The organism is Citrobacter sp. wls826 (assembly GCF_005281245.1).
Classification (GTDB): domain Bacteria; phylum Pseudomonadota; class Gammaproteobacteria; order Enterobacterales; family Enterobacteriaceae; genus Citrobacter; species Citrobacter braakii.
The window spans coordinates 227,803-252,849 of record NZ_SZWS01000027.1; the positions used below are offsets into that span (position 1 = coordinate 227,803).

Sequence of the window (25,047 nt, forward strand, 5' to 3'; positions counted from 1 at the left end):
CTTTGCCACAACCTCTGCTTCCGGGCGTTTCAGCACCGCGTAGGAGAGACCGGCTACCAGCGTACCGGCAATAATGGCCAGCAGGTATCCAACCACCGGAGTGATTGCGCCAGGGATTAACAGCACGAACAGACCGCCGTGCGGCGCCATCAGCTTAGCCCCCACCGCCATCGAGATAGCCCCGGTAATCGCGCCGCCAACGATACAGCAAGGCAGAACGCGCATCGGGTCACGGGCAGCGAATGGGATAGCCCCTTCGGTAATAAAGCACAGGCCCAATACCAGCGCAGCTTTACCGCCTTCCTGCTGCGCTTTGTCGAACTTACGACGCGCCACCAGCGTTGCCAGGCCCAGGGCCAGCGGAGGCACCATACCCGCCGCCATAATCGCCGCCATCGGCGCATAGGTTTGCGTACTAAGCAGCCCCACACCGAAAGCATACGCCGCTTTGTTAACCGGACCGCCCATATCGGTACACATCATGCCGCCCAGAATCGCTCCAAGCAGCACCGCGTTCGCGGTTCCCATGGTTTGCAGCCAGTGGGTCAGACCTTCCAGAATGCCCGCCACTGGTTTACCGATCAGGTAGATCATGGCCAGACCAACCACCAGGCTTGAGAGCAGCGGAATGATCAGGATCGGTTTCAGCGCTTCCATACTCTGCGGGAGTTTCAGCTTCGTGCTGATGAGCTTCGCCACATAACCGGCAAGGAAACCGGCAATAATCCCGCCAATAAAGCCGGAACCGGTGCTCACCGCCAGCATACCGCCGATAAGACCAGGCGTCAGACCCGGACGGTCAGCGATGGAAAACGCGATGTAGCCCGCCAGAACCGGCACCATCAGCGCGAAAGCTGAACCACCGCCAATCTGCATCAGCGCCGCCGCCAGCGTACCCTGCTCCTTGAACGCTTCGATACCAAAAGCGAATGAGAGTGCAATACACAGACCGCCAGCAACCACCATCGGCAGCATGTAGGATACGCCCGTCAGCAGGTGACGATACGCGCCAGCGCTCTCTTTCTTACCTTCAGTGGTTGCAGACTGCGCTTTGCCGGCTGGCTGGTACGGCGTTGCTTCTTCCAGCGCTTTATCCAGCTCCTGCTTCGTTTTCTTCAGCGCAAGGCCAGTAGAAGTACGGTACATTGGTTTTCCGGCAAACTTCGCCAGATCAACTTCAATGTCAGCCGCCACAATCACCAGATCCGCCTGAGCCACCTCTTCCGGCGTAATGGCATTGCCTGCGCCAACAGAACCACGGGTTTCAACCTTCACCCACCAGCCACGTTTTTTCGCTTCTGTTTCAATAGCTTCAGCGGCCATAAACGTATGGGCAACGCCAGTTGGACAAGCCGTCACCGCCACCACGCGTTTTGGACCACTACTGGCCACGGACGCTGTCGCAACCGGAGCGCTATAAGGTTTTGCGTGGCCTTTCGCTTCGCTGAGGAAAAGTTCAGGATGCGCAACCGCACGACCAATATCGCCCAGCCAGACTTTTTTGCCGTTCAGCGAACTGTCGGCAGGAAGCGTGTCGCCCAGAACAATTGCCAGTTCGGCATCATTAGGATTATCAATAATTTCCAGATGTGCTTTCTGCGCCGCCGCTCCAAGCAGGGTTTTCGCCATATAAGCGCGAGCCTGGCCGAGATTAGCGTCAATAATCAGCAGCGTTTTCATTATGCCTCTCCTGCTGTCAGTTAAACGGTTTTAAGTCGACACGCGCCATCATTGCGGCCAACTGAGGACGATCGGTAATGCCCACATTGCTTTGGCTTACCGCCAGGGCGGCAACAGCGGTTGCCAGACGCAGGGTGTGTTCACTGGATTCACGCATCAGCAGGCCGTAAATCAGGCCGCCAACCATTGAATCACCCGCGCCTACGGTGCTTACCACCTCGACTGACGGCGGTTTAGCAATCCACTCACCCGAAGCGTTAACCCACAGCGCACCTTCCGCGCCAAGTGAAATCACCACGTGAGCAATACCCTGCTCGCGCAACGCATGTGCAGCTTCAATCACATCTTTCATTTCTGGCAGCTTACGGCCAGCCCAGATTTCCAGTTCACGACGGTTTGGTTTTACCAGCCACGGCGCCGCTTTCAGACCGGCCACCAGTGCTTCACGACTACTATCAAAGATAATGCAAGGACACTGACTGCGCAGGCGCGTCATCCAGTCGGTGAATGCTTCCGGGCTAACGCCGGTCGGCAAACTGCCGCTGACGCACACCATGTCGAACTGGCCCAGCCAGCTCAGCGAGTCATTCACAAAGCGTTCCCAGTCAGCCGGGGTGACTTCAAAGCCGGAGAAATTGAAATCGGACACTTCGCCGTCTTTTTCGGTCAGCTTGACGTTGATACGCGTACGCCCCTGTACAACCTGAAAACGGTTGGCGATACCCAGCTCGCTGAACAACTGCTGAAAACCATCCTGGTTGTCTTTACCGAGGAAACCACCCACCGTTACATCGATACCTAAATCTTTCAAAACCTTAGCGACGTTAATCCCTTTCCCTGCCGCGTGCAGACCGGTCGTTTTAACCAGGTTCACTTCACCGCGTTCAATTTCCGGGCAGAAACCCACCAGATCGTAGGCTGGGTTAAGGGTGATAGTAGCAACACGTCTGCTCATTACGCGCCCTCCCCAAGACCCGCCGCGATGGCTTCGCCAATCGCTTTCAGCGCCTGTTCAGCATCTTCACCCTGGGCGGTAAAGCGCAGGTGATGTCCTTTCTTCACGCCTAATGCCACAACTTTCATCAGACTGCGTCCATTCGCCGGCTTGCCGGTTCCATCAAGATTTGTCACGGTAATTTCACTGTTAAATTGTTTAATCGTATTCACCAGCATGGTGCCCGGGCGGGCGTGTAAACCATGCTCATTGCGCACAATAAATTCGGCGCTCAGTACATCATCAGTTAAGGCATCATCGCTGGTCAGCAGCGCCAGCACCGTTGCCGCATCGGCTTTCAACAAACGGTCAGCTTTATTATTCAGCAGCAGATCGCCAAGGCGCTTCAGCACCGCAACCGGTTGTTCGTCATTCATGGCGACGGTCACCAGCAGGGCTGCCGCTTCACCTTGTACATCGAACGCTGTTGCTGCGCGGCTGACCGCAACGGCGCTGCGCACATTGCCTTCAGCACAGTCATTCAGCCAGATCCCCTGACCGAGATTCATCGGTTGCTCATTAATGGCTCTGGCCACAAAGGTGGCGTCAACCGCGCCGACCTCTTTCAGCCGTGCGGCGTTGAGAGCCTGCAGCGTGACCAGCGAGTTGGCAACGACGTCCAGCGACAGCGTTTCGTTATCAAGCTTCAGCTGTTCGCTTTGCTTTTCCCCCATCAGCAACGCGCGCAACTCTTCCGCCGTGGTCGCAGATTTCAGCTGTTCAGCGACGGAGTCATCGCTCAGCACATGCGTCAGCTGACGCAGTAAACTGAGGTGCTCATCAGAGCTGGCGGCGATGCCGATTGCCACATAAGCAACCTGCCCTTCACCCCAGATCACGCCCTGCGGAAACTGAAACACCTGCACGCCGGTTTTCAGCACCCGATCGCGCGTGTCCGTCGTACCGTGAGGAATAGCAATACCGTTGCCGAGGAACGTGGACGTCTGTTGTTCACGCGCCAGCATGCCATCGACGTAGCCTTCCGCTACGTTACCTGCCAGCACTAAGGCAGCGGCAACCTGGCGAATAGCCTCTTCTTTATTCCCGGCCTGTTCGCCCGGGTGAATATCCTGAACAGATAACTGGAACATGGTTCTCCTCTCCCGCTGATTTGAAACGATTCAGCTAACATGAGAAAAAAGGCGTCACCTGACTCCATCAGTTATGGCGAGATGACGCTGAAACGTTTCAAGAAGTCTTGCTCTTTTTTCTTCAGCACACAAGTAAAGTTGACAAATTACTTGCTGAATTTAGAGATAACGCACATTTTTTCCGCGGAGGAGAAAAAATTGCTGACGCAAAAACGGCGTCAGCCTGTCAGATTCAGCAGCGTCAGCAAACTGCTTTCTCTGACTGAAATGCTATTTTGATTTTTGATGCCGATTTTGATTTGGCTCCCTGTTTATTTTCTGACAAGCAGCGTAAACTCCGCGTCTCTTCACATTATTGATATCAAAACATGCACAACACCCCCGTAGCCGCCACACCCAAGGCGTTTGATTTAACGTCTTCGGCGTTCCTGCTTGTCGCATTTCTGACGGGTATCGCCGGTGCGTTGCAGACGCCAACCCTCAGCCTTTTTCTGAAGGATGAAGTCCATGCCCGTCCCGGCATGGTCGGGTTCTTTTTTACCGGTAGCGCCGTAATCGGCATTTTGGTGAGTCAGTTTCTGGCCGGACGTTCAGATAAAAAAGGCGATCGCAAAAACCTGATTGTGTTTTGCTGCGTGCTGGGGATGCTGGCCTGCGTGCTGTTCGCCTGGAACCGTAACTATTTTATTCTGCTATTTGTCGGGGTATTCCTCAGCAGCTTCGGTTCGACCGCCAACCCGCAAATGTTTGCTCTCGCCCGCGAGCACGCCGACCGTACGGGTCGGGAAGCCGTCATGTTCAGCTCGATATTACGTGCGCAGGTTTCGCTGGCCTGGGTGATTGGCCCACCGCTGGCCTACGCGCTGGCCATGGGGTTTAGCTTTACGGTGATGTACCTCAGCGCGGCGGTGGCGTTTGTTGTCTGCGGCGTAATGGTCTGGCTGTTCTTACCCTCGATGAGTAAAAACGTGCCTCTCGCGACAGGCGCGGTAGAAGCCCCGCGCCGCAATCGACGCGACACGCTGCTGCTGTTTGTTATCTGCACGTTAATGTGGGGGACTAACAGTCTCTATATCATTAATATGCCGTTGTTTATTATCAACGAACTGCATCTGCCGGAAAAGCTGGCGGGCATAATGATGGGAACTGCCGCGGGGCTGGAAATCCCAACCATGTTGATTGCCGGATACTTCGCGAAGCGTCTGGGCAAACGCCTGTTGATGAGAATCGCCGTTGTCGCCGGATTTTTCTTTTATGCCGGCATGCTGTTGGCCCACTCTCCGGCGATATTGCTTGGCTTACAGCTGCTGAACGCGATTTACATCGGCATCCTCGGCGGGATTGGCATGCTCTATTTCCAGGATCTGATGCCGGGACAAGCGGGTTCAGCCACAACTCTCTATACAAATACCATTCGCGTGGGCTGGATTATTGCCGGATCGTTGGCGGGTATTGCCGCTGAAATCTGGAACTATCACGCGGTATTCTGGTTTGCGTTGGTGATGATCGTCGCCACCGTCGCGTGTCTGACGCGCATCAAAGACGTTTAAGGTGCGGTCAGCGCCTCGAGCTCGATGAGATAGACCATGGCCTGGTGCGTCGTCTGTCCGCACATTTCCGCACTGGGCTGTAAACCGGCGCACACTTTTGGCCGCAGAGGCGAAGCAAAAATTTTACAGCGCAGGGATTCATCCAGCTGAACGCATGGTGTATTAGCGGGCTTGCCATCAGGCATGCCGGGGATGGGACTGGAAATTGAAGGCGCGGTGCAACATGCACCACAATCCGGACGGCATTCCATACAGTACTCTCTTTATCGTAAACCATCGGATTGTGCAGGAAGCGCACAGTAACACCTTTTTTGCACCAGCAAAAGCATCAATTCCGCTTGCCTGAATGCCCCGGCGCGAGTAGTTTTACGCGATATTTTAGACACTCCTCATTACAGGATTTTTTCGATGCCAAGAGCGAACGAAATTAAAAAAGGTATGGTACTGAATTACAACGGCAAACTGCTGATTGTAAAAGATATTGATATTCAATCACCAACCGCACGTGGCGCCGCCACGCTGTACAAAATGCGTTTTTCTGATGTTCGTACCGGTCTGAAAGTTGAAGAGCGCTTCAAAGGCGATGACATCGTTGATACCGTCACCCTGAGCCGTCGTGGCGTTGATTTCTCCTATGTCGATGGCAACGAATACGTCTTCATGGATAAAGAAGACTATACCCCGTATACCTTCACCAAAGACCAGATCGAAGAAGAATTGCTGTTCATCCCGGAAGGCGGAATGCCGGATATGCAGGTACTGACCTGGGACGGTCAGTTGCTGGCGCTTGAACTGCCGCAAACGGTAGACCTGGAAATCGTTGAAACGGCACCGGGCATTAAAGGCGCGTCAGCAAGTGCGCGTAACAAACCAGCGACCATGAGCACCGGTCTGGTTATCCTGGTTCCTGAATATCTGAGTGCAGGTGAAAAAATCCGTATTCATATCGAAGAACGTCGCTATATGGGCCGCGCAGACTAACTTTTCTGCTGCGACACCGGCGAAAAGGGACAGCATTTGCTGTCCCTTTGTTTCTTTTCAGCCCTGGCTGCTGAGGTAAAAATCATCCACCAACAGAGATTCCAGATACAGCTCATCCTCACGCATAAAATGCGTTATGACGTTAACCGCCTGAGGATAAACCCCCTCTTCGTCCCGGTGTAAACAACTTTCCCGTAGCAGGGGTGCCCAGCACATAATGTGATGATGCAAAAAGTAATATTGCGCCGATAACGTCTCCTTTTTGGTAACCATTCTCGCCATCAGTGCCAGCTGTACAGCAATATGGTCGGCAGGCTCGTTGTCCTGCGGGGTCAGCCCATACTCGACTAACAGCACATTCATTTCCTTGCGTTCATCAGGCGCGGTCGTATGCGGATAATGCCCCGCATAGGGAGAAACGCCGCCGGGAGGTGCCAGCAAAAACAACGAGGCATAGTCCGCCGCCAGCTCCAGCTGTCGGCTTTCCCGGCGCAGCGCCCGAACGAGACTACGTTCCAGGTTTTTGACATCAACGGATAACCCAGGGATAGCCGTCAACGACGCCAGCCACTTTCGGCTTTCCCCACTTTCCAGGCGGATGAGTTGCTCCTCGTCCAGCTCGCGGAACAGCAGTTGCGAAAACCACTGGTACACCGCCGCCCGCTGTCGATGAATATGATTATGCTGCACTTGCCCCCTCCTCTTTCACAACCTCCGGCCCGCCAAAGCCCGTGACCTGCGGGGCATTCTCCTGGTACCGCTCCACCTCGACCAGCACCGTATGCGCCGAAGGCCCCTGCGCCAGTTGTGATGTACCGATATCCGCACTCAGCACATTCGGATCGCCATAAGTGCATAGTGTGCCCGCTTTCCCACCTTCCTGCGGCGAATACCACGCGCCTTCGTGAATCCGGACGACGCCAGGCGCGTAATCCGGACTGATCACCACCCCGGCCAGTACCTGGCCTCTGGCGTTAAACACGCGCGCAATATCCCCGGCTTTCAGGCCACGTGCACGGGCATCCGACTCGCTCATGTACAGCGGCTCTCTTCCTGCCACCGCATAGGTGTTACGAAACGCCTCGCTTGAGCACAGCTGGGAGTGCAGACGTTTATCCGGATGGCAGGACTGCAGATGCAGCGGATATTTATCTGTTTTGCTGCCATGGGTACGCTCAAAAGGTTCCATCCACACCGGATGCCCCGGGCAGTCATCGTAGGCAAAGCCCGCGATGGTTTTGCTGTAAATTTCAATCAGACCAGAGGGTGTTCCTAACGGGTTGATATCCGGCTGTTCGCGAAATTCTCCGTGACGCACCCACGGCTTCCCGGCAGGATATTCAATGTATCCTTCGCCCTGCCAGAAGCTCTCGAAGTTCGGCATACTCACGCCAAGGGACGCTCCCGTTTTCGCGCCCTCATCATAAATGGCTTTTATCCACTGCATTTCATCCCGCTTTTCGCGGTATGTCTCTTCCTGACCAAAGCGTTTGCACAGACCGGCAAAGACATCAAAGTCATGTCGCGCTTCAAACTGCGGTTTAACCACCTGATGTATCGCCATCAGCCCTTTATTCGAGTGTGTACCGAACTGCTCAATGTCATTACGCTCAAAGCGCGTGGTCACAGGCAGGACGATATCGGCAAAACGACAGGATGCTGTCCACTGATGATCCAGAACGACCACGGTTTCCAGCTTCTTCCACGCTTCGATCATGCGGTTACGATCCTGCTGCGCATGGAACGGATTGGCGGCGCTGAAAATCGCCATTTTGATATCAGGGAAAGTTAATGTTTCACCGTTGAAAGCGATCTTTTTGCCTGGCGCCAGCAGACAATCGATCATTCGCGAGGTAGGAATATGCTCTGAAGCGCCGCGGAAATCCGCTTTGTATTTCGCGGCCGGGGGATTGTTGATGCTCCCGAGGCCGGACAGGACGGGACCGGCAGAGGTGACCGTCCCGCCGCCGTTATAGTGCCAGCCAAACCCTACTCCGCCGCCCGGCAAGCCAATTTGGCCAACCATGCTGGCCAGCACCACCAGCATCCACGGATACTGCTCGCCATGGTGCATACGCTGCACGCACCAGCCGCCCATAAACTGTGTCCGGCCTTTGACCAGCAGGCGGGCGAAGTCGCGGATCTGCTCCGCCGTCAGACCGCAGATTTCCGCCGCCCATTCGGCGTTTTTCGGCTGCTTGTCGCTTTCCCCAAGCAGATACGGCAAGAACTGTTCAAAGCCCACGGTATAATCGTTAATGAACGCCACGTCATACAGCTTTTCTTCGTACAGGGTATGCGCCAGCGCCAGCAATAACGCGACATCCGTTTGCGGTCGCAGCGCCAGCTGCTCACAGCCAAGATAGTTTTGCGACTTGCTACGCACCGGATCAACGCTGATAACGCGCATCTTTCCCTGCGCAACCGCTTCTTTAATCTGCTGCCAATAGCCAAACGCATCGTGATCGGGAACCAGGAACTCGATCTGCAGATTCTTGATAGGATCGCAGCCCCACAGCACGATGGTTTGGGTATTTTCGATAACCAGCGGGAGTGACGTTTGCTGCTCATAAACTTCCAGCGAACCAATCACATGCGGCAAAATGACCTGCGCCGCGGCTGCCGAGTAGTCGCCGACGGTCGTTACATAGCTACCGTGCAAGCTGAGTCCCCGATCCATCGCGCCGCCGGCCTTATGATATTTGCCAACAATTTGCCAGTCCGCCAGCCCGGTAAAGACACCAGAAGATCCGTAGGTCTTTTGTACCCGCTCCAGCTCTTCATAAACCAGATCCAACGCCTGATCCCAGCTCACACGGACAAAGCGATTATCGCCGCGCTGGTTGCGATCTGACTTTTCACGCTTGCGCAGCCAGTCCAGCCGCACCATCGGGTAGCGCACGCGCGATGGGTTGTAGACCACTTCACGCACCGCATTTAGCATATCGCAGGGGTATTTGTCATGTTTGAAGGGGCGGGTATCGACCCATTCACCGTTCACGACTTTGGCTTCAAAAGCGCCAAAGTGCGAGCCAGACTGGATCCATTGCTCCGGGTTTTCACCCGCTGCCCAGACCTTTGAGATCAGTGGATTTGGCCCTAAAGCGCTGACGGCACCGACTGCCAGCATTCCGCTTAAAAACCGTCGACGTGACGGATTAAAATCATGAATATCCATAAATTATCCTTTTGAATTGTTAGGTTGAGGTATATCGCTGGCGTGAGTCTGGAGATATTTCAACAACGTACGGTCTTCCACCGGATTAAGCCGGTAGTAGGTGGACATGGATTTCAGTCCGGCGATCCAGCCATTCGCGGAATAACGGGTCGGCGGCGGCGTGCTGTGGCAAGCGCTACAGGTGGATTGCAACATCTGATCGGCGTATTGCCAGAGGGGGTCAATATTGTCGGTAAAACCCTCCGCCGAACTCCAGGCCATCACGCTGACCTGCTGCCACTCCTGATGTGACTCCGGATCAACCTGTGTTTGCTCAACCTTCACATTGCTCATCAGCGAGGCATCTAATACGGCAGCAAAAACGCGTTTACCCATATACTGGGTAATCACCCGTCCACGTCCTTTGCTTTCCCGCCAGCCGGTCAGCTCTATCTGAACGTTTTTTCCTTCTCTTTTCAGCACACGCACTTGCGTTGCCGGGTACAGCATGGCTTTACCTGCCGGGCTCTCTGCTGTCACAGTCAGTGATTTTTCGCCTAACGAATACAGCGTCGTCGCCGTGGGTAACTGCTCTCCCTGACGCTGCAACTGCTTGTAACGATCGCGAAAACCGCTGCTCATATCGGGTTTGTGATGGGCAATGCCTTTGTGACAATCGATACAGTTACTGTCTTTTGCCGCCGCCGCGGTCATTTGCGCCGCTGCATTTGCCGATTGCTTACCGTGATCCATCGCCTCGTAGCTATGGCAGGATTTACACGCCGCTGAATTATTCGCGCTCATGCGCGCCCATTCTCGCTGGGCCAACTCCGCCCGCTTTGCGGCAAATTTTTCCGGGGTATCGATCGAAGGAGAGATAAAGGTGTGGTAGAGGTCGTTTAAGGCTTGCGTTTTACGAACCAGCGTTGGGACGATGCCTGGCGGAATATGACAATCCTTACACTCCGCACGCACACCAGAAGCATTGCGAAAATGCATGCTGGTTTTATACTCCTCGCCAGATATGCGCATCGAGTGACACGATAAACAAAACTCGGTAGAACTGGTGTAATGAACGCCTTGCCACGTTCCCCAAATAGCCAGGGCCATTGCTACCGCCCCGGCGAATGCGCACCATAGTGCGTTTTTTCTTATCCACGACATGCTTGCCTCCATTTTTTTAATAGCGACACGCTAAGGGATAATAAAAATCAAAAATAGAGACAGCGAAGGCAGATTATAGGAACAGCATCCACTCTATGAGGTTCGTCAAATAGTAAAGAGCAGAAGTCCGTAATATAATTACCATCTATAAATAAGGAATTTATCATGCTCAAACTGACTCTCGATAGAGAAAGCCGGACTCCGCTGCAGTTGCAGATATTTCAATTTTATTTACAGGCCATTCAGCGGGGGGATTTGCTGTGTGGAGATAAACTCCCCTCTATTCGCGAGCAGGCTCAGGCATTGAACATTGCCAAAATAACGGTAGTGATGGCCTATGATAAGCTGGTGGCGGCTGGATTAATTAAGAGCCGACACGGCATTGGCTATGAGGTGATATTCACCACGCCTGTACGTGTAACCCCAGCGCATGTGTCCGTACCCCAGGGCTCTCCGCCAGTAACACCAAAAGCGGCCGGGGTCTCTACCGATGTTTACGCAGAGCCTGGGCGGGAGTGCTACTGCCGGATGGGCGTCCCCGATCCCAATGCTTTTCCCTGGGCAAGCTGGCGAAAATGGAATAACGCGCCAAGCGTACTTAAAGAGCAATTGTTTACCCGATATCATTCATCAAATGGATTATTTTCACTGCGTGAGCAACTAGCCAGGTACCTTAATTTATCTCGCGGCATTAATACCCGGGCGGAGAACATCATCATTACCAATGGGATTCAGGAAGGATTGTCGCTGCTCAGTCAAATATTTATTGTTCATCATGCCGTCAGTCAGCAAAAAAAGTGCCACGTTGTAGCCGAATCCCCTTGCTATTCTGGCGCATGGCATCTGTTTAATTATTACGGTGCAGACATTACGTCAATTGCTGTAGATAACCACGGGCTGCAAACAGATAAATTACCCGAATATGAAACCCAGCTTTGCTATGTGACTCCGGCTCACCAGTATCCAATGGGAAGCGTCCTTTCGCTGGAGCGCCGTCAGTCATTATTGACGTGGGCGCAGCGCGTCGGCGCTTATATCCTTGAAGACGACTACGATGCTGTTTTTACCTATGGCGAGAACCCCCTTCCTGCACTGAAAGCTATGGATTATCACAACCGGGTTATCTACATGGGGACATTTTCCAAAACGCTGGGGCCGGGAACGCGTCTTGGCTATCTCATTTGTCCTGATGAACTGCTCCCGGCAGTAAAGAATATGAAAGCGCTCAACAACAACGGCAGTCAGTGGCTATTGCAGCAATTTTTAGCCGAATTAATGCAAAATCAGGTGTTTTACTCGCACATCAGCAAGCTGGCCTGCAACTATGCGGCGCGCCTCAATCTATTACGCGATGGCCTTTCTGTTCTGTTTCCGTCAGGGAAAATCGCTGGCGCAACGGCGGGTCTGCACCTCTCGTTACGCGTTGACAGACACCCAGATATGATAGCCAGGCTGCAACAGCGCTGCCTGCTGGCAGGGATCCGCTTTGACACTCTGCCAGATATAGAAAATGGCTCAGGAGCCGCATGGCGTAGGGAGAATAGCGATGCTGTTATGTTTTTCGGGTTTGGCGGATTGCAGATACAGCAGATCAAAAAGGTGCTGTCGGTACTGGAGCAGGCGCTAGCGCAGCCTTGATGAATTTCAGGGATCGCGCCTGCGGCACAATCCCTGTTGTTAACCTTACAGCAGATCGCGGAACTGCGTTTGTTTTAACGCCAGTTCAACGCCGCGAACTTCCGCCAGCCCTTTCAGGCGACCAATCGCGGAGTAGCCTGGGTTGGTTTTCTTGTGCAGGTCGTCAAGCATCTGGTGTCCGTGATCCGGACGCATCGGGATAGGACGCAAATCGCCCGCCTTTTTACGGCGCTGTTCTTCGCTCAGGATGGCAGCAACCACCGATACCATATCCACATCGCCTTGCAGGTGCGCACCTTCGTGGAAGGTTTTCGGGTTATCTTCACGGCAGGTGGAGCGCAGATGCGTGAAGTGGATTCGATCGCCAAAGGTTTCGATCATTTTCACCAGATCGTTATCGGCGCGCACGCCGTAGGAACCGGTGCACATGGTGAAACCGTTATTGATGCTGTCGACGGTTTCTTTCAGCCACTGCATATCTTCGATAGTCGAAACAATGCGCGGCAGGCCGAGGATCGGACGCGGCGGATCGTCAGGGTGGACAGCCAGACGCACGCCGACTTCTTCCGCCACAGGCACAATCGCCCGCAGGAATACCGCCATATTATCGCGCAGATCGTCTTTGCTGATGCCGTCATATTCAGCGAGACGCGCACGGAACTGATCCAGCGTATAGCCCTCTTCCGCACCGGGCAGGCCGGCAATGATATTGCGGGTCAGCTTTTCGATATCGGCATCGCTCATAGCATTGAAGTAATTCAGCGCCTGGCGTTGTTCTTCTGCGGTGTAATCCGCTGCGGCGCCAGGGCGCTGAAGAATATGCAGTTCAAAGGCTGCAAAAGCAATCTGGTCAAAACGTAGCGCTTTGGAGCCGTCCGGCAGCTGATATTCGAGATCGGTACGCGTCCAGTCGAGGATCGGCATGAAGTTATAGCACACGGTATCGATGCCGCAGGTCGCCAGATTACGGATACTCTGCTGATAATTGGCAATCCACGTTTGGTACTGGCCTGAACGCGTTTTGATATCTTCGTGGACAGGAATACTTTCCACCACCGACCAGGTCAGCCCTTTTTCAGCCAGAATAGCCTGACGCTGTTGAATCTCTTCTACCGGCCACACTTCACCGTTGGGAATGTGGTGCAAGGCGGTCACAACACCCGTTGCGCCAGCCTGACGCACATCATCAAGCGATACCGGATCGTTAGGTCCGTACCAACGCCAGGTTTGTTCCATTGTTTCACCCCACAAGTTGTTATACCAAATTAAACTACCTGAATGACGACTACCATACAGCCATCCCGTAGATGTTCAACAGATGGCCTATCATTGATTGATCCAGCTCACATTCCCCGGATAAATGAGGCACACCAATTCAATTTGCTGTCATATAACTTTATACTGCCATTGTTAATTAATGGTTAATCAGGTGTATTTAATGAAAACTATTGCCTCAGCGCCTCTGGCGGAAAATGTCATGATGCCGCAGTACGACCGCCAACAATTAAAAACGCGGATTGTACATTTTGGTTTCGGTGCTTTTCACCGCGCCCATCAGGCGTTATTAACCGACAGGGTGCTGAATGCGCAGGGCGGAGACTGGGGAATTTGCGAGATCAGCCTGTTCAGTGGCGATCGGCTGATGCGTCAGCTTCGCGAACAAGATCATTTATTTACCGTGTTAGAAAAAGGGGCTAACGGCAACCAGCCTATTGTTATCGGTGCCGTTAACGAATGCCTGAACGCCACGCTGGATTCGCTGGCGGCCATTATTGAAAAATTCTGCGAGCCTCAGGTCGCGATTGTCTCGTTAACCATCACGGAAAAAGGCTACTGCATCGATCCGGCAACGGGTTCGTTAGATCTCTCTAATGCGCGTATTATTCACGATCTGCAGACACCGGCTGAACCGCACTCCGCCCCCGGTATTATCGTTGAAGCGCTGCACCGCCGACGTGAACGTGGACTGCAGCCGTTTACCGTCCTCTCCTGCGATAACATCCCGGACAATGGTCATGTGGTAAAAAATGCCGTACTGGGGATGGCGGAAAAACGCTCTCCTGAGCTGGCGCACTGGATCCAGGAACACGTCAGTTTCCCGGGTACGATGGTGGATCGGATTGTTCCCGCCGCCACCGAAGAGTCGCTGGCTGAAATCGCCCACGAGCTTGGCGTTGCCGATCCTTGCGCAATCAGCTGCGAGCCGTTTATTCAGTGGGTGATTGAAGACAACTTTGTATGTGGTCGTCCGCAATGGGAAACTGCGGGTGTCCAGATGGTCGAAAACGTCTTGCCGTGGGAACAAATGAAACTGCGGATGCTGAACGGCAGCCATTCGTTTCTCGCTTATCTCGGCTATCTGGCCGGATTCCAGCACATCAGCGACTGTATGCAGGATAGCGCATTTCGTGAAGCCGCTTACCGGCTGATGCTCACCGAACAGGCCCCCACGCTGCAAATTACCGATGTTGATTTAAACCAGTATGCCTTAAGTCTGCTGGACCGCTTTGCCAACCCGGCGCTGAAACACAAAACCTGGCAAATCGCGATGGATGGTAGCCAGAAATTACCCCAGCGAATGCTGGAAGGGATCCGCGTGCATTTAGCACGTCAAAGCGAGTGGCCGCTGTTGGCGCTCGGCATCGCAGGCTGGATGCGCTACGTGAGCGGTGTGGATGATTCAGGCGCGACGATTGATATTCGTGACCCGCTCAGTGAGAAAATTGCCGCTCTGGTGGCACAGAGCACTGAATCAGATCGCGTCAGCGCCCTGCTTTCTCTGCATGAGATTTTCGCCGCCGATCTCGTACAGAATCCGCAGTTTGTCGCGGTCATTCAGCAGGCCTGGCAACGTATTGCCCAATACGGTGCGCATCAGGCTGTCATTGAAACGTTAAAAAATTAACGATTTCTGCCATTAACCAGGACGAAGCACGTCTTCGTCCCCTCACCCCTTCTCTTTTTCCCCATTTTTCGCCAGGATTGTTAAATGCCATTACGGTAATTTATGATTCTGGAGTAATTGTGACTAAAACCAATCTCATCACTGGTTTTCTCGGCAGTGGCAAAACCACCTCTATTCTTCATCTATTGGCGAACAAGGATCCCGCAGAGAAGTGGGCCGTGCTGGTCAATGAGTTTGGTGAAGTAGGTATTGATGGCGCCCTGTTAGCCGACAGCGGCGCATTGCTAAAAGAGATCCCCGGCGGCTGTATGTGCTGCGTTAACGGTCTACCGATGCAGGTTGGCCTCAATACGCTGCTGCGTCAGGGAAAACCCGATCGATTGCTGATTGAACCTACTGGCCTCGGACACCCTAAACAAATTCTGGATTTACTCACCGCACCGGTTTACGAACCGTGGATCGATCTGCGCGCGACCCTCTGTATTCTTGACCCCCGGCTGCTACTGGATGAAAAAAGCGTCGCCAATGACAATTTCCGCGATCAGCTGGCCGCCGCAGATATCATTGTTGCCAATAAAGCCGACCGCGGCACAGCGGAAAGCGAAAACGCCTTGCAAACCTGGTGGCAACACTATGGCGGCAATCGCCAGTTGGTTCATGCCGACCATGGGCAAATTGACGGGCAGTTACTGGATTTACCCCGACTAAACCTGGCAGAGCTTCCTGCAAGCACAGAGCACGCCCATAGCCATGCAGACAAAAAGGGACTGGCGGCATTGAGTCTGCCGTCACAGCAGCGCTGGCGGCGCAGCCTGAACAGCGGCCAGGGCCATCAGGCCTGCGGTTGGATTTTTGACGCCGATACGGTGTTCGATACCATCGGTCTGCTGGAATGGTCCCGTCTTGCCCCCGTGGGGCGCGTGAAAGGTGTCATGCGTATAAAGGAAGGGCTGGTGCGCATTAACCGCCAGGGAGACGACTGGCATATTGAGACGCAAAACGTCGCGCCACCGGATAGCCGTATTGAACTCATCGCCGATACTGAGACCGACTGGAATACGCTACAGAGTGCATTGTTGAGACTTCGTTTAGACGCTAACGCGTAAGGTTGCCTTCGTTTTTATAGCAATGGTAAACGATGATGAAAACCCGATACCCTCTTATTCTCCTACTCAATATTGCGGGGCTGGCGCTGTTTCTGTCCTGGTATCTTCCTGCCGGACATGGGATCTGGTCTTCATTGGATACGGGCGTTTTCCGCTTCTTTAACCAGAAACTGGTGGAAAGCCCGCAGTTCTTGTGGATTGTTGCTATTACCAATAACCGGGCATTTGATGGTTGCTCATTGCTGGCAATGGGCGCCTTGATGCTGCATTTTTGGCTGAAAGAAACGTCGGAAGGTCGCCGACGCATTGTCGCTATTGGCCTGGTTATGCTGCTCACCGCAGTGGTATTAAATCAGTTAGGCCAGGCGCTTATTCCCGTTAAACGCGCCAGCCCTACTCTGATGCTGGATAATATTTATCGCGTCAGCGAACTGCTGCATATTCCGACTAAAGATGCGTCCAGAGACAGTTTCCCCGGCGATCACGGTATGATGCTGCTTATTTTTTCCGCATTTATGCTGCGTTATTTCGGAAAAGTCGCCGGAATAATCGGCCTTATTATCGCTGTGGTTTTTGCCTTTCCACGCATAATGATTGGCGCTCACTGGCTCACCGATATCGTGATCGGTTCCATGACTGTCGTCTTGATTGGTCTGCCCTGGTGGCTAATGACACCGTTAAGCGACCGATTAGTCACTCTGTTTGCGAATTATCTGCCCGGTAAAAACAAACATTTTTTAAACAAATAACGCACAGTAATTAACATCATCAGGGAAAACTCTGATTCCCTGATGATGCTTGTCGATATTTCATCATTCTGGCTGTCATTCTCCCGTCATCTTATTCATCTTTAAAATGATTGGGTTGCATCTTTTTTATCCTGATTGTTCTTAATTTAGACAATGCCGGTTATTCACTTTCTGTATCAATTTTTCTTATAAGAAATCACGTAAATTCACTCGCAATGACCGGACCGATCGGGTAATCTCGAACTCGTTTTGCCTCGCGGGATAATTATTCTCTTCAGGAATAAATTTGTGCGTTCTGCCACAGATTTGATCTTAAAGAATTGTCTCATCGTGCGATGGTAATTAGTCTCGTCACGTTTGGCATTTTTTATAACGATATTTATCGTTAAGGACTTCAAGGGAAAACAAACAAAATGGTCAAATCTCAACCGATTTTGAGATATATCTTGCGGGGCATACCCGCGATAGCAGTTGCGGTTCTGCTTTCTGCATGTAGCACAACGAACACCGCCAGGAATATGCATTCTGAGACGCATGCTGTGGGCAATGGAGATAACTCTTCACTGCAAGCCTCTCAGGATGAATTTGAAAATATGGTCCGTAATATCGATGTTAAATCACGTATTATGGACCAGTATGCTGACTGGAAAGGCGTGCGTTACCGCCTTGGCGGCAGCACCAAAAAAGGTATTGATTGTTCAAGCTTCGTACAACGTACGTTCCGCGAGCAATTTGGTTTAGAGCTTCCTCGCTCAACCTACGAACAACAGGAAACGGGTAAATCCGTTTCGCGCACTAACCTGCGCACAGGCGATCTGGTTCTGTTCCGTGCTGGCTCCACTGGCCGTCACGTCGGTATTTATATCGGCAACAACCAGTTTGTACACGCCTCGACCAGCAGCGGCGTTATCATTTCCAGCATGAACGAACCTTACTGGAAAAAACGTTACAACGAAGCTCGCCGGGTCCTGAGCCGCAGTTAATTTCGTTTGGCAGCTATCCCTTGGCTATCCTGATGAGACATTTTGAAAAGCACTGCTTCGGCGGTGCTTTTTTTTTTGCTTTGTCTTGTGACTAAGAAAAATCTCACAAGGTGAGTCATTTCAGGTTATATTCATACAGAATAAGCGGTTAACTCAGGTAAACATAAGGAACTATGTTTAAACGCTCCTCTTCATCCAATCAGAAAATCCTGCTTTCCTGTATGTTAACGGGGCTTATCGTCGCGCTCCTGGTGAGTACCCTGCAATTTTTCGTGACCTGGCATAAACGAGACATTAAGTACGACACGCTCCTTTCCGATATCCAGAATTATGTCAGCAGCTACTTCGCCGATCTCAAATCCACTACTGATGACCTTCAGCCACTGGTCGCCAACAGTTGCCAACAAGTCGCTGCTCAACTGACCTCCAGCGCGGCCTTTAGCCTCAACGTTCGCGCATTTTTACTGGTCAAAAACGGCATTGCTTTCTGCTCCTCCGCAACGGGCGCAATGTTCACCCCGATTTTAGATCTGGTCCCAAGCCTCGATATCAGCAGAAATATTGATGTGGAATTACTCCCCGGTACGCCCATGATGCCGGACAAGCCGGCGATAATGATTTGGCACCGGAACCCATCGTTCACTGATAGCGGCGTGTTTACCTCACTGAATATTAATCTGGCCCCTTATCTGCTTTATACCGCCCGACAGGATGATTTTAACGGTATTGCCATAGTCGTCGGTGATAACGCGATTTCAACATTTTCATCACGGATTATTGATGCCTCCGCTCTGCCCCACTCTCACTGGCGGCAGGCGACCGTGGAAGGTATTCCGCTACAGATTCGTTTATATGCCGATGAGTGGACCTATACCGATATCTGGTATTCGATTATGTTGGGATGCATGGCGGGGATTATTGCTGCGCTTCTTCTCTGGTACTACATCTACACCATCCGTTTACGTCCGGGCAAAGATATCCTCAACGCTATCAAACATAACCAGTTTTATGTGGTGTACCAGCCCGTGGTAGAGGTGCAGACACTGGAGGTGAAAGGTGTAGAGGTGTTATTACGCTGGAATCATCCGACAACGGGTGAGATCCCTCCGGATGCTTTTATTCACTACGCCGAATCCCAGAAAATGATTGTCCCGCTGACCCAGCATCTCTTTAAGTTGATAGCCCAGGACGCACCGATGCTGCAAAAAGTGTTACCCGCAGGTGCTAAATTGGGGATCAATATCGCGCCAACGCATCTGCACGGCGAGACGTTTAAAGACGACATTCATCACCTGCAGGCCTCGCTTCCCGCAAACCATTTCCAGATGGTGCTGGAAATCACCGAACGGGATATGCTTAATCAACACGAGGCCACAAAGCTTTTTGAATGGCTTCATTCCGCAGGTTTTGAAATTGCCATTGATGATTTTGGCACCGGTCATAGCGCGCTGATTTATCTGGAACGCTTTACCGTTGACTACCTGAAAATCGATCGCGGGTTTATTAACGCCATTGGAACAGAGACCCTGACCTCTCCGGTTCTGGACGCCGTGTTGACACTCTCTAAGCGTCTTAATATGCTGACGGTGGCTGAAGGGGTTGAAACGCCTGAGCAAGCCCGTTGGCTGCGCGATCGTGGGGTGCATTTTTTCCAGGGATACTGGATTAGCCGACCATTAAAACTTGCTGATTTCGTGCGTTGGATGGCGCAGCCCAATAAGCCGACGTGGTGATCGCAGTATGCGAATCATATACTCTCACTCGCCGCCACATCCCTTATCTTTCAGGCATGATGCCCGTCGGGTTGTGGCAGGAAAAGGAAATCGCTTTTAATGATCCCTCGCGTATTGCTGCTGTTTATCGCCCTTATCGGGTTTAGCGCCGAGGCGCAGTCCATCAAAGAAAGCTATGCTTTTGCCGTACTGGGCGAACCGAAGTACGCGTTTAACTTTAATCACTTTGATTACGTCAACCCTGCGGCCCCCAAAGGCGGGCAAATCACCCTCTCCGCCATCGGCACATTCGATAACTTCAACCGCTATGCGATGCGCGGTAACCCCGGAGCACGTACCGAAACGCTTTACGATACGCTGTTTACTACCTCTGACGATGAACCTGGCAGCTATTATCCGCTCATCGCCGACAGCGCACGCTATGCTGATGACTATTCCTGGGTAGAAATCGCCATTAATCCGCGAGCGCGTTTTCACGATGGCTCCCCCATTACTGCCAGCGATGTCGCATTCACCTTCCACAAATTTATGACTGAAGGCGTGCCGCAATTTCGCCTGGTCTACAAGGGAACAACTGTAAAAGCGATCGCGCCATTAACCGTACGTATTGAATTAGCCAAACCGGGTAAAGAGGACATGCTCAGCCTGTTTTCATTACCCGTGATGCCAGAGAAGTACTGGAAAGATCATAAGCTCAGCGATCCCTTATCATCGCCTCCGCTCGCCAGCGGTCCTTATCGCATCACGAAATGGAAGATGGGTCAGTACATTGTCTATTCGCGCGTCAACGATTATTGGGCCGCTAATCTGCCCGTCAACCGTGGCCGCTGGAACTTTGATACCATCCGCTACGACTACTATCTGGATGACAACGTCGCCTTTGAAGCGTTTAAGGCCGGAGCGTTTGACCTGCGTCTTGAAAACGATGCCAAAAACTGGGCGACACGTTATACCGGTAAAAATTTCGCGAATCATTACATCATCAAAGATGAGCAAAAAAACGAATCCGCCCAGGATACGCGTTGGCTGGCGTTTAATATTCAGCGCCCAGTGTTCAGCGACCGACGGGTGCGAGAAGCCATCACCCTGGCCTTTGATTTTGAATGGATGAATAAAGCTCTGTTCTATAACGCCTGGAGCCGGACCAACAGCTATTTTCAGAATACCGAGTATGCCGCTAAAAATTACCCCGATGCGGATGAACTGGTGATACTTGCGCCCTTGAAAAAAGATCTCCCTCCTGAGGTCTTCAGCCAAATTTATCAGCCGCCGAAATCAAAAGGCGATGGCTACGATCGTGACAACCTGTTGAAAGCCGATGCCTTACTGGAGCAGGCCGGATGGGTACTTAAGGGACAACAGCGCGTAAACAGCGCCAACGGTAAACCCCTGAGCTTTGAACTGTTGCTCCCGGCGGGCAGTAACAGTCAGTGGGTGCTGCCGTTTCAGCACAACCTGCAGCGCTTAGGCATTACAATGAACATCCGCCAGGTTGATAACTCACAAATCACAAACCGGCTGCGCAGTCGTGACTATGACATGATGCCGAGATTGTATCGCGCAATGCCGTGGCCAAGTTCGGACTTGCAAATTCTCTGGGCCTCTGAATATATTGACTCCAGCTATAACGCCCCGGGCGTGCAAAGCCCGGTGATTGATAAACTGATCAACCAAATCATCGCGGCGCAGGGTGATAAAGCCAAACTAATCCCACTCGGTCGGGCACTGGACAGGGTATTAACCTGGAACTACTACATGTTGCCGATGTGGTTTATGGCAGAGGATCGCATCGCCTGGTGGGATAAGTTTTCGCATCCAGCTATTCGCCCCATTTATACCATTGGTCTCGACAACTGGTGGTACGACGTTAACAAAGCGGCGAAACTGCCAGCAGCCAGACGGCAGGGAGAATAAATGGGTGCTTATCTGATTCGACGTCTGCTACTGGTGATCCCAACGCTTTGGGCCATCATCACCATCAACTTTTTTATCGTGCAGATTGCCCCCGGTGGTCCGGTTGAGCAGGCCGTCGCCGCTATTGAGTTCGGACAAAGCGGGGCATTACCCGGCGCGGGTAGTGAAGGCATTCGCGCCAGCCACGCGCAAACCGGCGTAGGCAATATCAGCGACAGTAATTACCGAGGCGGCCGTGGTCTTGACCCGGAAGTGATCGCCGAAATCACTCGCCGTTACGGGTTCGATAAGCCCATTCATGAGCGTTATTTCAAAATGCTCTGGGACTATATTCGTTTCGATTTCGGCGACAGCCTGTTTCGTAGCGCCTCAGTGCTGACGCTTATCAAAGACAGCCTGCCTGTTTCCGTCACGCTGGGGCTATGGAGTACGCTCATTATCTATCTGGTGTCGATACCGCTTGGGATCCGCAAAGCCGTTCACAACGGCAGCCGATTTGATGTCTGGAGCAGCGCATTCATTATTATTGGCTATGCCATACCGGCCTTTTTGTTTGCGATTTTACTGATCGTCTTTTTTGCCGGGGGCAGCTATTACGACCTGTTCCCACTTCGCGGACTGGTTTCCGCCAATTTTGATTCCCTGCCCTGGTATCAGAAAGTGACCGACTACCTTTGGCATATTACCCTGCCAGTGCTGGCGACGGTGGTTGGGGGGTTTGCCGCGCTAACCATGCTGACCAAAAACTCATTTCTGGATGAGGTACGCAAACAGTATGTCGTCACCGCGCGCGCCAAAGGGGTCAGCGAGAAAAACATTCTGTGGAAACATGTGTTTCGCAATGCCATGTTGCTGGTAATCGCTGGCTTCCCGGCAACGTTTATCAGCATGTTTTTTACCGGTTCGCTGCTGATTGAAGTGATGTTTTCGCTTAACGGTCTGGGACTACTGGGTTATGAATCCACCGTATCACGTGACTACCCGGTAATGTTTGGCACGCTCTATATCTTCACCCTGATCGGTCTGCTGCTGAATATCCTCAGCGACATCAGCTATACGCTGGTCGATCCCCGTATTGATTTTGAGGGACGCTAATGTCGCGATTAAGCCCCGTCAATCAGGCCCGCTGGGCGCGTTTTCGCCATAACCGTCGCGGCTATTGGTCGCTGTGGATTTTTCTACTGCTCTTCGGCCTTAGCCTGTGTTCAGAACTGATTGCCAATGATAAGCCGCTACTGGTGCGCTACGACAGTAGCTGGTATTTCCCCCTGTTCAAAAACTACAGTGAAAGCGACTTCGGCGGACCATTGGCGACCCAGGCTGATTATCAGGATCCGTGGTTACAGCAGCGCCTGGAAAACCGGGGCTGGATCCTGTGGGCGCCGATACGCTTTGGAGCCACCAGCATTAACTTTGCCACTGATAAGCCCTTCCCTTCCCCGCCTTCTGCACAAAACTGGCTGGGAACGGACGCCAACGGTGGTGATGTGCTGGCACGGATCCTCTACGGCACACGTATTTCTGTCCTGTTCGGATTAATGCTAACCCTGTGCTCCAGCGTGATGGGGATCATGGCTGGCGCAATCCAGGGCTATTATGGCGGCAAGGTGGATCTGTGGGGGCAACGATTCATTGAGGTTTGGTCAGGTATGCCAACGCTGTTTTTGATCATACTGCTGTCGAGCGTGGTCCAGCCAAACTTCTGGTGGCTACTGGGCATTACCGTGCTGTTTGGCTGGATGAGCCTGGTTGGCGTGGTACGCGCGGAATTTTTACGTACCCGAAACTTTGATTACATTCGTGCCGCTCAGGCGCTCGGCGTGAGCGATCGCAGTATTATTCTGCGCCATATGCTGCCCAATGCGATGGTCGCCGCCCTGACCTTTTTACCGTTTATATTATGCGCCTCGATCACCACTCTGACCTCGCTGGATTTTCTTGGCTTCGGCTTACCGCTTGGCTCGCCATCGCTGGGAGAACTCCTGTTACAGGGTAAAAACAACCTGCAGGCACCGTGGCTTGGTATCACCGCGTTCATCTCCGTTGCCCTGCTATTATCGCTACTGATATTTATTGGTGAAGCGGTACGCGACGCGTTCGATCCCAACAAGGCGATTTAAGATGACACAACCGCTGTTAGCTATTGAAAATTTATCGGTAGGTTTTCGCCAACAGGAGACCGTGCGCACCGTGGTCAATACCCTCTCACTGAGGGTTGATGCCGGGCAAACTCTGGCGCTGGTGGGCGAGTCCGGTTCGGGTAAAAGCGTGACCGCACTTTCTATTCTACGGTTATTACCGACCCCTCCCGCAGTCTACCTTTCCGGCGACATCCGTTTTCATGGCGAATCATTGCTTCATGCCGATGAGCAGACGCTTCGCGGCGTTCGTGGGAATAAAATCGCCATGATTTTCCAGGAGCCAATGGTGTCGCTAAACCCGCTTCACAACCTTGAAAAACAGCTGTATGAAGTGCTGTCGCTGCATCGGGGAATGCGTCGGGAGGCCGCGCGGGCAGAAATACTGACCTGTCTGGATCGGGTCGGCATCCGTCAGGCGGCCAAACGTCTCGCAGACTATCCGCACCAACTGTCCGGCGGCGAACGCCAGCGCGTGATGATCGCCATGGCGCTGCTTACGCGACCGGAGCTGCTTATTGCCGATGAACCGACCACCGCGCTGGATGTCTCCGTACAGGCGCAAATCCTGCAGCTGCTGCGGGAGTTACAGCGCGAGCTGAACATGGGATTACTGTTTATCACCCACAACCTCAGCATTGTGAAAAAACTGGCCGATACCGTTGCGGTGATGCAAAACGGCCAGTGCGTTGAGCAAAATCGAGCAGCACAGCTGCTCACTGCGCCAACACATCCCTACACGCAGAAATTGTTAAACAGCGAACCTTCCGGCGATCCGGTGCCTGTACCTGCCGGGCAAGCGCCATTGCTGGAAGTGGAAAAACTCTGCGTCGCCTTCCCCATCCGTAAAGGTATCCTGAAGCGCGTGGTGGACCATAACGTTGTGGTTAACAACGTCAGTTTTTCCCTCCGGCCCGGTGAAACGCTGGGGCTGGTCGGGGAGTCAGGATCGGGGAAAAGCACTACCGGGCTGGCGCTACTGAGGTTAATCACCTCACAGGGAAGCATTGTGTTCGATGGCCTGGCGCTGCATACCCTAAATCGCCGCCAGCTGTTACCGGTACGTCACCGCATTCAGGTTGTTTTTCAGGATCCCAACTCCTCGCTGAACCCGCGCCTGAGCGTGCTACAGATTATTGAGGAGGGACTGCGCGTTCATCAGCCAACCCTGTCAGCCGAACAGCGCGAAGCGCAGGTGAAAGCGGTAATGGCGGAAGTGGGACTGGATAGCGAAACGCGGCATCGTTACCCGGCGGAGTTTTCC

General features: G+C 52.8%; 20 protein-coding genes. 12 read left to right on the forward strand and 8 right to left on the reverse strand.

The window, feature by feature from the left end; translation table 11 throughout:
- The 3 genes from fruA to fruB form a co-directional block, all read right to left on the reverse strand.
- Positions 1 to 1,680, reverse strand: a 1,680-nt coding sequence (gene fruA / locus FDW87_RS06945; RefSeq protein WP_137379569.1) for a PTS fructose transporter subunit IIBC, incomplete at its 3' end; no start/stop codon positions are given.
- Between the two features lie 16 nt (positions 1,681 to 1,696).
- Positions 1,697 to 2,635, reverse strand: coding sequence for a 1-phosphofructokinase (gene fruK / locus FDW87_RS06950; protein ID WP_003834544.1), 939 nt, complete (start codon positions 2,633 to 2,635; stop codon positions 1,697 to 1,699).
- Positions 2,635 to 3,765 (reverse strand): fused PTS fructose transporter subunit IIA/HPr protein, encoded by a 1,131-nt coding sequence (fruB, locus tag FDW87_RS06955; protein ID WP_137379559.1) that lies wholly within the window; start codon positions 3,763 to 3,765, stop codon positions 2,635 to 2,637. Before fruB ends, fruK begins: the two co-directional genes overlap by 1 nt.
- Before the next feature lie 368 nt (positions 3,766 to 4,133).
- Here fruB and setB point away from each other — a divergent pair, with 368 nt between their 5' ends.
- Positions 4,134 to 5,315, forward strand: a complete 1,182-nt coding sequence (setB, locus tag FDW87_RS06965; protein ID WP_137379560.1) for a sugar efflux transporter SetB — start codon at positions 4,134 to 4,136, stop codon at positions 5,313 to 5,315.
- Here setB and FDW87_RS06970 read toward each other — a convergent pair.
- Positions 5,312 to 5,566 carry a YkgJ family cysteine cluster protein gene (locus tag FDW87_RS06970; RefSeq protein ID WP_016153739.1) on the reverse strand — a complete coding sequence of 85 codons (255 nt, stop codon included), beginning with the start codon at positions 5,564 to 5,566 and terminating at the stop codon, positions 5,312 to 5,314. The genes setB and FDW87_RS06970 overlap by 4 nt on opposite strands.
- 157 nt (positions 5,567 to 5,723) lie before the next feature.
- Here FDW87_RS06970 and yeiP point away from each other — a divergent pair, with 157 nt between their 5' ends.
- Positions 5,724 to 6,296 (forward strand): elongation factor P-like protein YeiP, encoded by a 573-nt coding sequence (gene yeiP / locus FDW87_RS06975; RefSeq protein WP_016153740.1) that lies wholly within the window; start codon positions 5,724 to 5,726, stop codon positions 6,294 to 6,296.
- 57 nt (positions 6,297 to 6,353) lie between these two features.
- On the opposite strand, the gene torD is transcribed toward yeiP, so the two are convergent.
- Genes torD through torC form a run of 3 tightly spaced genes read right to left on the reverse strand, consistent with a single transcriptional unit; the run spans position 6,354 to position 10,617 of the window.
- Positions 6,354 to 6,986, reverse strand: a complete 633-nt coding sequence (torD, locus tag FDW87_RS06980; RefSeq protein ID WP_016156990.1) for a molecular chaperone TorD — start codon at positions 6,984 to 6,986, stop codon at positions 6,354 to 6,356.
- On the reverse strand, positions 6,976 to 9,474 hold the full coding sequence (gene torA / locus FDW87_RS06985; RefSeq protein ID WP_137379561.1) for a trimethylamine-N-oxide reductase TorA: 2,499 nt from the start codon (positions 9,472 to 9,474) through the stop codon (positions 6,976 to 6,978). The genes torD and torA overlap by 11 nt, the downstream gene beginning before the upstream one ends.
- A 3-nt stretch (positions 9,475 to 9,477) precedes the next feature.
- Positions 9,478 to 10,617 carry a pentaheme c-type cytochrome TorC gene (gene torC, locus FDW87_RS06990; RefSeq protein ID WP_104651227.1) on the reverse strand — a complete coding sequence of 380 codons (1,140 nt, stop codon included), beginning with the start codon at positions 10,615 to 10,617 and terminating at the stop codon, positions 9,478 to 9,480.
- Positions 10,618 to 10,782: 165 nt separating this feature from the next.
- Here torC and FDW87_RS06995 point away from each other — a divergent pair, with 165 nt between their 5' ends.
- Entirely contained in the window at positions 10,783 to 12,255 is a 1,473-nt protein-coding gene (locus FDW87_RS06995) for a PLP-dependent aminotransferase family protein (RefSeq protein WP_046275464.1), read from the forward strand.
- 45 nt (positions 12,256 to 12,300) lie between these two features.
- Here FDW87_RS06995 and uxuA read toward each other — a convergent pair whose 3' ends face one another.
- On the reverse strand, positions 12,301 to 13,491 hold the full coding sequence (uxuA, locus tag FDW87_RS07000) for a mannonate dehydratase (protein WP_016156994.1): 1,191 nt from the start codon (positions 13,489 to 13,491) through the stop codon (positions 12,301 to 12,303).
- A 202-nt stretch (positions 13,492 to 13,693) separates the two neighbouring features.
- On the opposite strand from uxuA, the gene FDW87_RS07005 reads away from it, so the two are divergent.
- The 9 genes from FDW87_RS07005 to yejF all read left to right on the forward strand — a co-directional run.
- Complete coding sequence (locus FDW87_RS07005) at positions 13,694 to 15,160, forward strand: mannitol dehydrogenase family protein (RefSeq protein ID WP_137379562.1); 1,467 nt, start codon at positions 13,694 to 13,696, stop codon at positions 15,158 to 15,160.
- A gap of 119 nt (positions 15,161 to 15,279) precedes the next feature.
- Entirely contained in the window at positions 15,280 to 16,266 is a 987-nt protein-coding gene (locus tag FDW87_RS07010) for a GTP-binding protein (protein ID WP_137379563.1), read from the forward strand.
- Between the two features lie 35 nt (positions 16,267 to 16,301).
- Positions 16,302 to 17,015: a phosphatase PAP2 family protein gene (locus FDW87_RS07015; protein WP_019077242.1), complete on the forward strand. Its 714-nt coding sequence runs from the start codon at positions 16,302 to 16,304 to the stop codon at positions 17,013 to 17,015.
- Positions 17,016 to 17,428: 413 nt separating this feature from the next.
- On the forward strand, positions 17,429 to 17,998 hold the full coding sequence (mepS, locus tag FDW87_RS07020) for a bifunctional murein DD-endopeptidase/murein LD-carboxypeptidase (protein WP_003027474.1): 570 nt from the start codon (positions 17,429 to 17,431) through the stop codon (positions 17,996 to 17,998).
- Between the two features lie 173 nt (positions 17,999 to 18,171).
- The gene (locus FDW87_RS07025; RefSeq protein WP_137379564.1) at positions 18,172 to 19,731 is read left to right on the forward strand and encodes a cyclic di-GMP phosphodiesterase; all 1,560 of its coding nucleotides are present in this window, start codon (positions 18,172 to 18,174) and stop codon (positions 19,729 to 19,731) included.
- 99 nt (positions 19,732 to 19,830) lie between these two features.
- The gene (locus tag FDW87_RS07030; protein WP_047500957.1) at positions 19,831 to 21,645 is read left to right on the forward strand and encodes an extracellular solute-binding protein; all 1,815 of its coding nucleotides are present in this window, start codon (positions 19,831 to 19,833) and stop codon (positions 21,643 to 21,645) included.
- Positions 21,646 to 22,740 carry a microcin C ABC transporter permease YejB gene (locus FDW87_RS07035; protein WP_016153751.1) on the forward strand — a complete coding sequence of 365 codons (1,095 nt, stop codon included), beginning with the start codon at positions 21,646 to 21,648 and terminating at the stop codon, positions 22,738 to 22,740.
- Positions 22,740 to 23,765, forward strand: coding sequence for an ABC transporter permease (locus FDW87_RS07040; protein ID WP_016153752.1), 1,026 nt, complete (start codon positions 22,740 to 22,742; stop codon positions 23,763 to 23,765). The genes FDW87_RS07035 and FDW87_RS07040 overlap by 1 nt, the downstream gene beginning before the upstream one ends.
- A 1-nt stretch (position 23,766) precedes the next feature.
- Positions 23,767 to 25,047 (forward strand): microcin C ABC transporter ATP-binding protein YejF (gene yejF / locus FDW87_RS07045; protein WP_252363057.1); only part of this gene is annotated, 1,281 nt, incomplete at its 3' end.

Coding starts and splice junctions, on each gene's coding strand:
- FDW87_RS06995 (WP_046275464.1), top strand. CDS start 10,783: ATGCTCAAACTGACTCTCGATAGAGAAAGCCGGACTCCGCTGCAGTTG.
- FDW87_RS07040 (WP_016153752.1), top strand. CDS start 22,740: ATGTCGCGATTAAGCCCCGTCAATCAGGCCCGCTGGGCGCGTTTTCGC.
- FDW87_RS06970 (WP_016153739.1), bottom strand. CDS start 5,566: ATGGAATGCCGTCCGGATTGTGGTGCATGTTGCACCGCGCCTTCAATT.
- FDW87_RS07030 (WP_047500957.1), top strand. CDS start 19,831: ATGATCCCTCGCGTATTGCTGCTGTTTATCGCCCTTATCGGGTTTAGC.
- fruK (WP_003834544.1), bottom strand. CDS start 2,635: ATGAGCAGACGTGTTGCTACTATCACCCTTAACCCAGCCTACGATCTG.
- FDW87_RS07005 (WP_137379562.1), top strand. CDS start 13,694: ATGAAAACTATTGCCTCAGCGCCTCTGGCGGAAAATGTCATGATGCCG.
- mepS (WP_003027474.1), top strand. CDS start 17,429: ATGGTCAAATCTCAACCGATTTTGAGATATATCTTGCGGGGCATACCC.
- fruB (WP_137379559.1), bottom strand. CDS start 3,765: ATGTTCCAGTTATCTGTTCAGGATATTCACCCGGGCGAACAGGCCGGG.
- torA (WP_137379561.1), bottom strand. CDS start 9,474: ATGGATATTCATGATTTTAATCCGTCACGTCGACGGTTTTTAAGCGGA.
- FDW87_RS07035 (WP_016153751.1), top strand. CDS start 21,646: ATGGGTGCTTATCTGATTCGACGTCTGCTACTGGTGATCCCAACGCTT.
- yeiP (WP_016153740.1), top strand. CDS start 5,724: ATGCCAAGAGCGAACGAAATTAAAAAAGGTATGGTACTGAATTACAAC.
- setB (WP_137379560.1), top strand. CDS start 4,134: ATGCACAACACCCCCGTAGCCGCCACACCCAAGGCGTTTGATTTAACG.
- FDW87_RS07025 (WP_137379564.1), top strand. CDS start 18,172: ATGTTTAAACGCTCCTCTTCATCCAATCAGAAAATCCTGCTTTCCTGT.
- uxuA (WP_016156994.1), bottom strand. CDS start 13,491: ATGGAACAAACCTGGCGTTGGTACGGACCTAACGATCCGGTATCGCTT.
- torC (WP_104651227.1), bottom strand. CDS start 10,617: ATGTCGTGGATAAGAAAAAACGCACTATGGTGCGCATTCGCCGGGGCG.
- FDW87_RS07015 (WP_019077242.1), top strand. CDS start 16,302: ATGAAAACCCGATACCCTCTTATTCTCCTACTCAATATTGCGGGGCTG.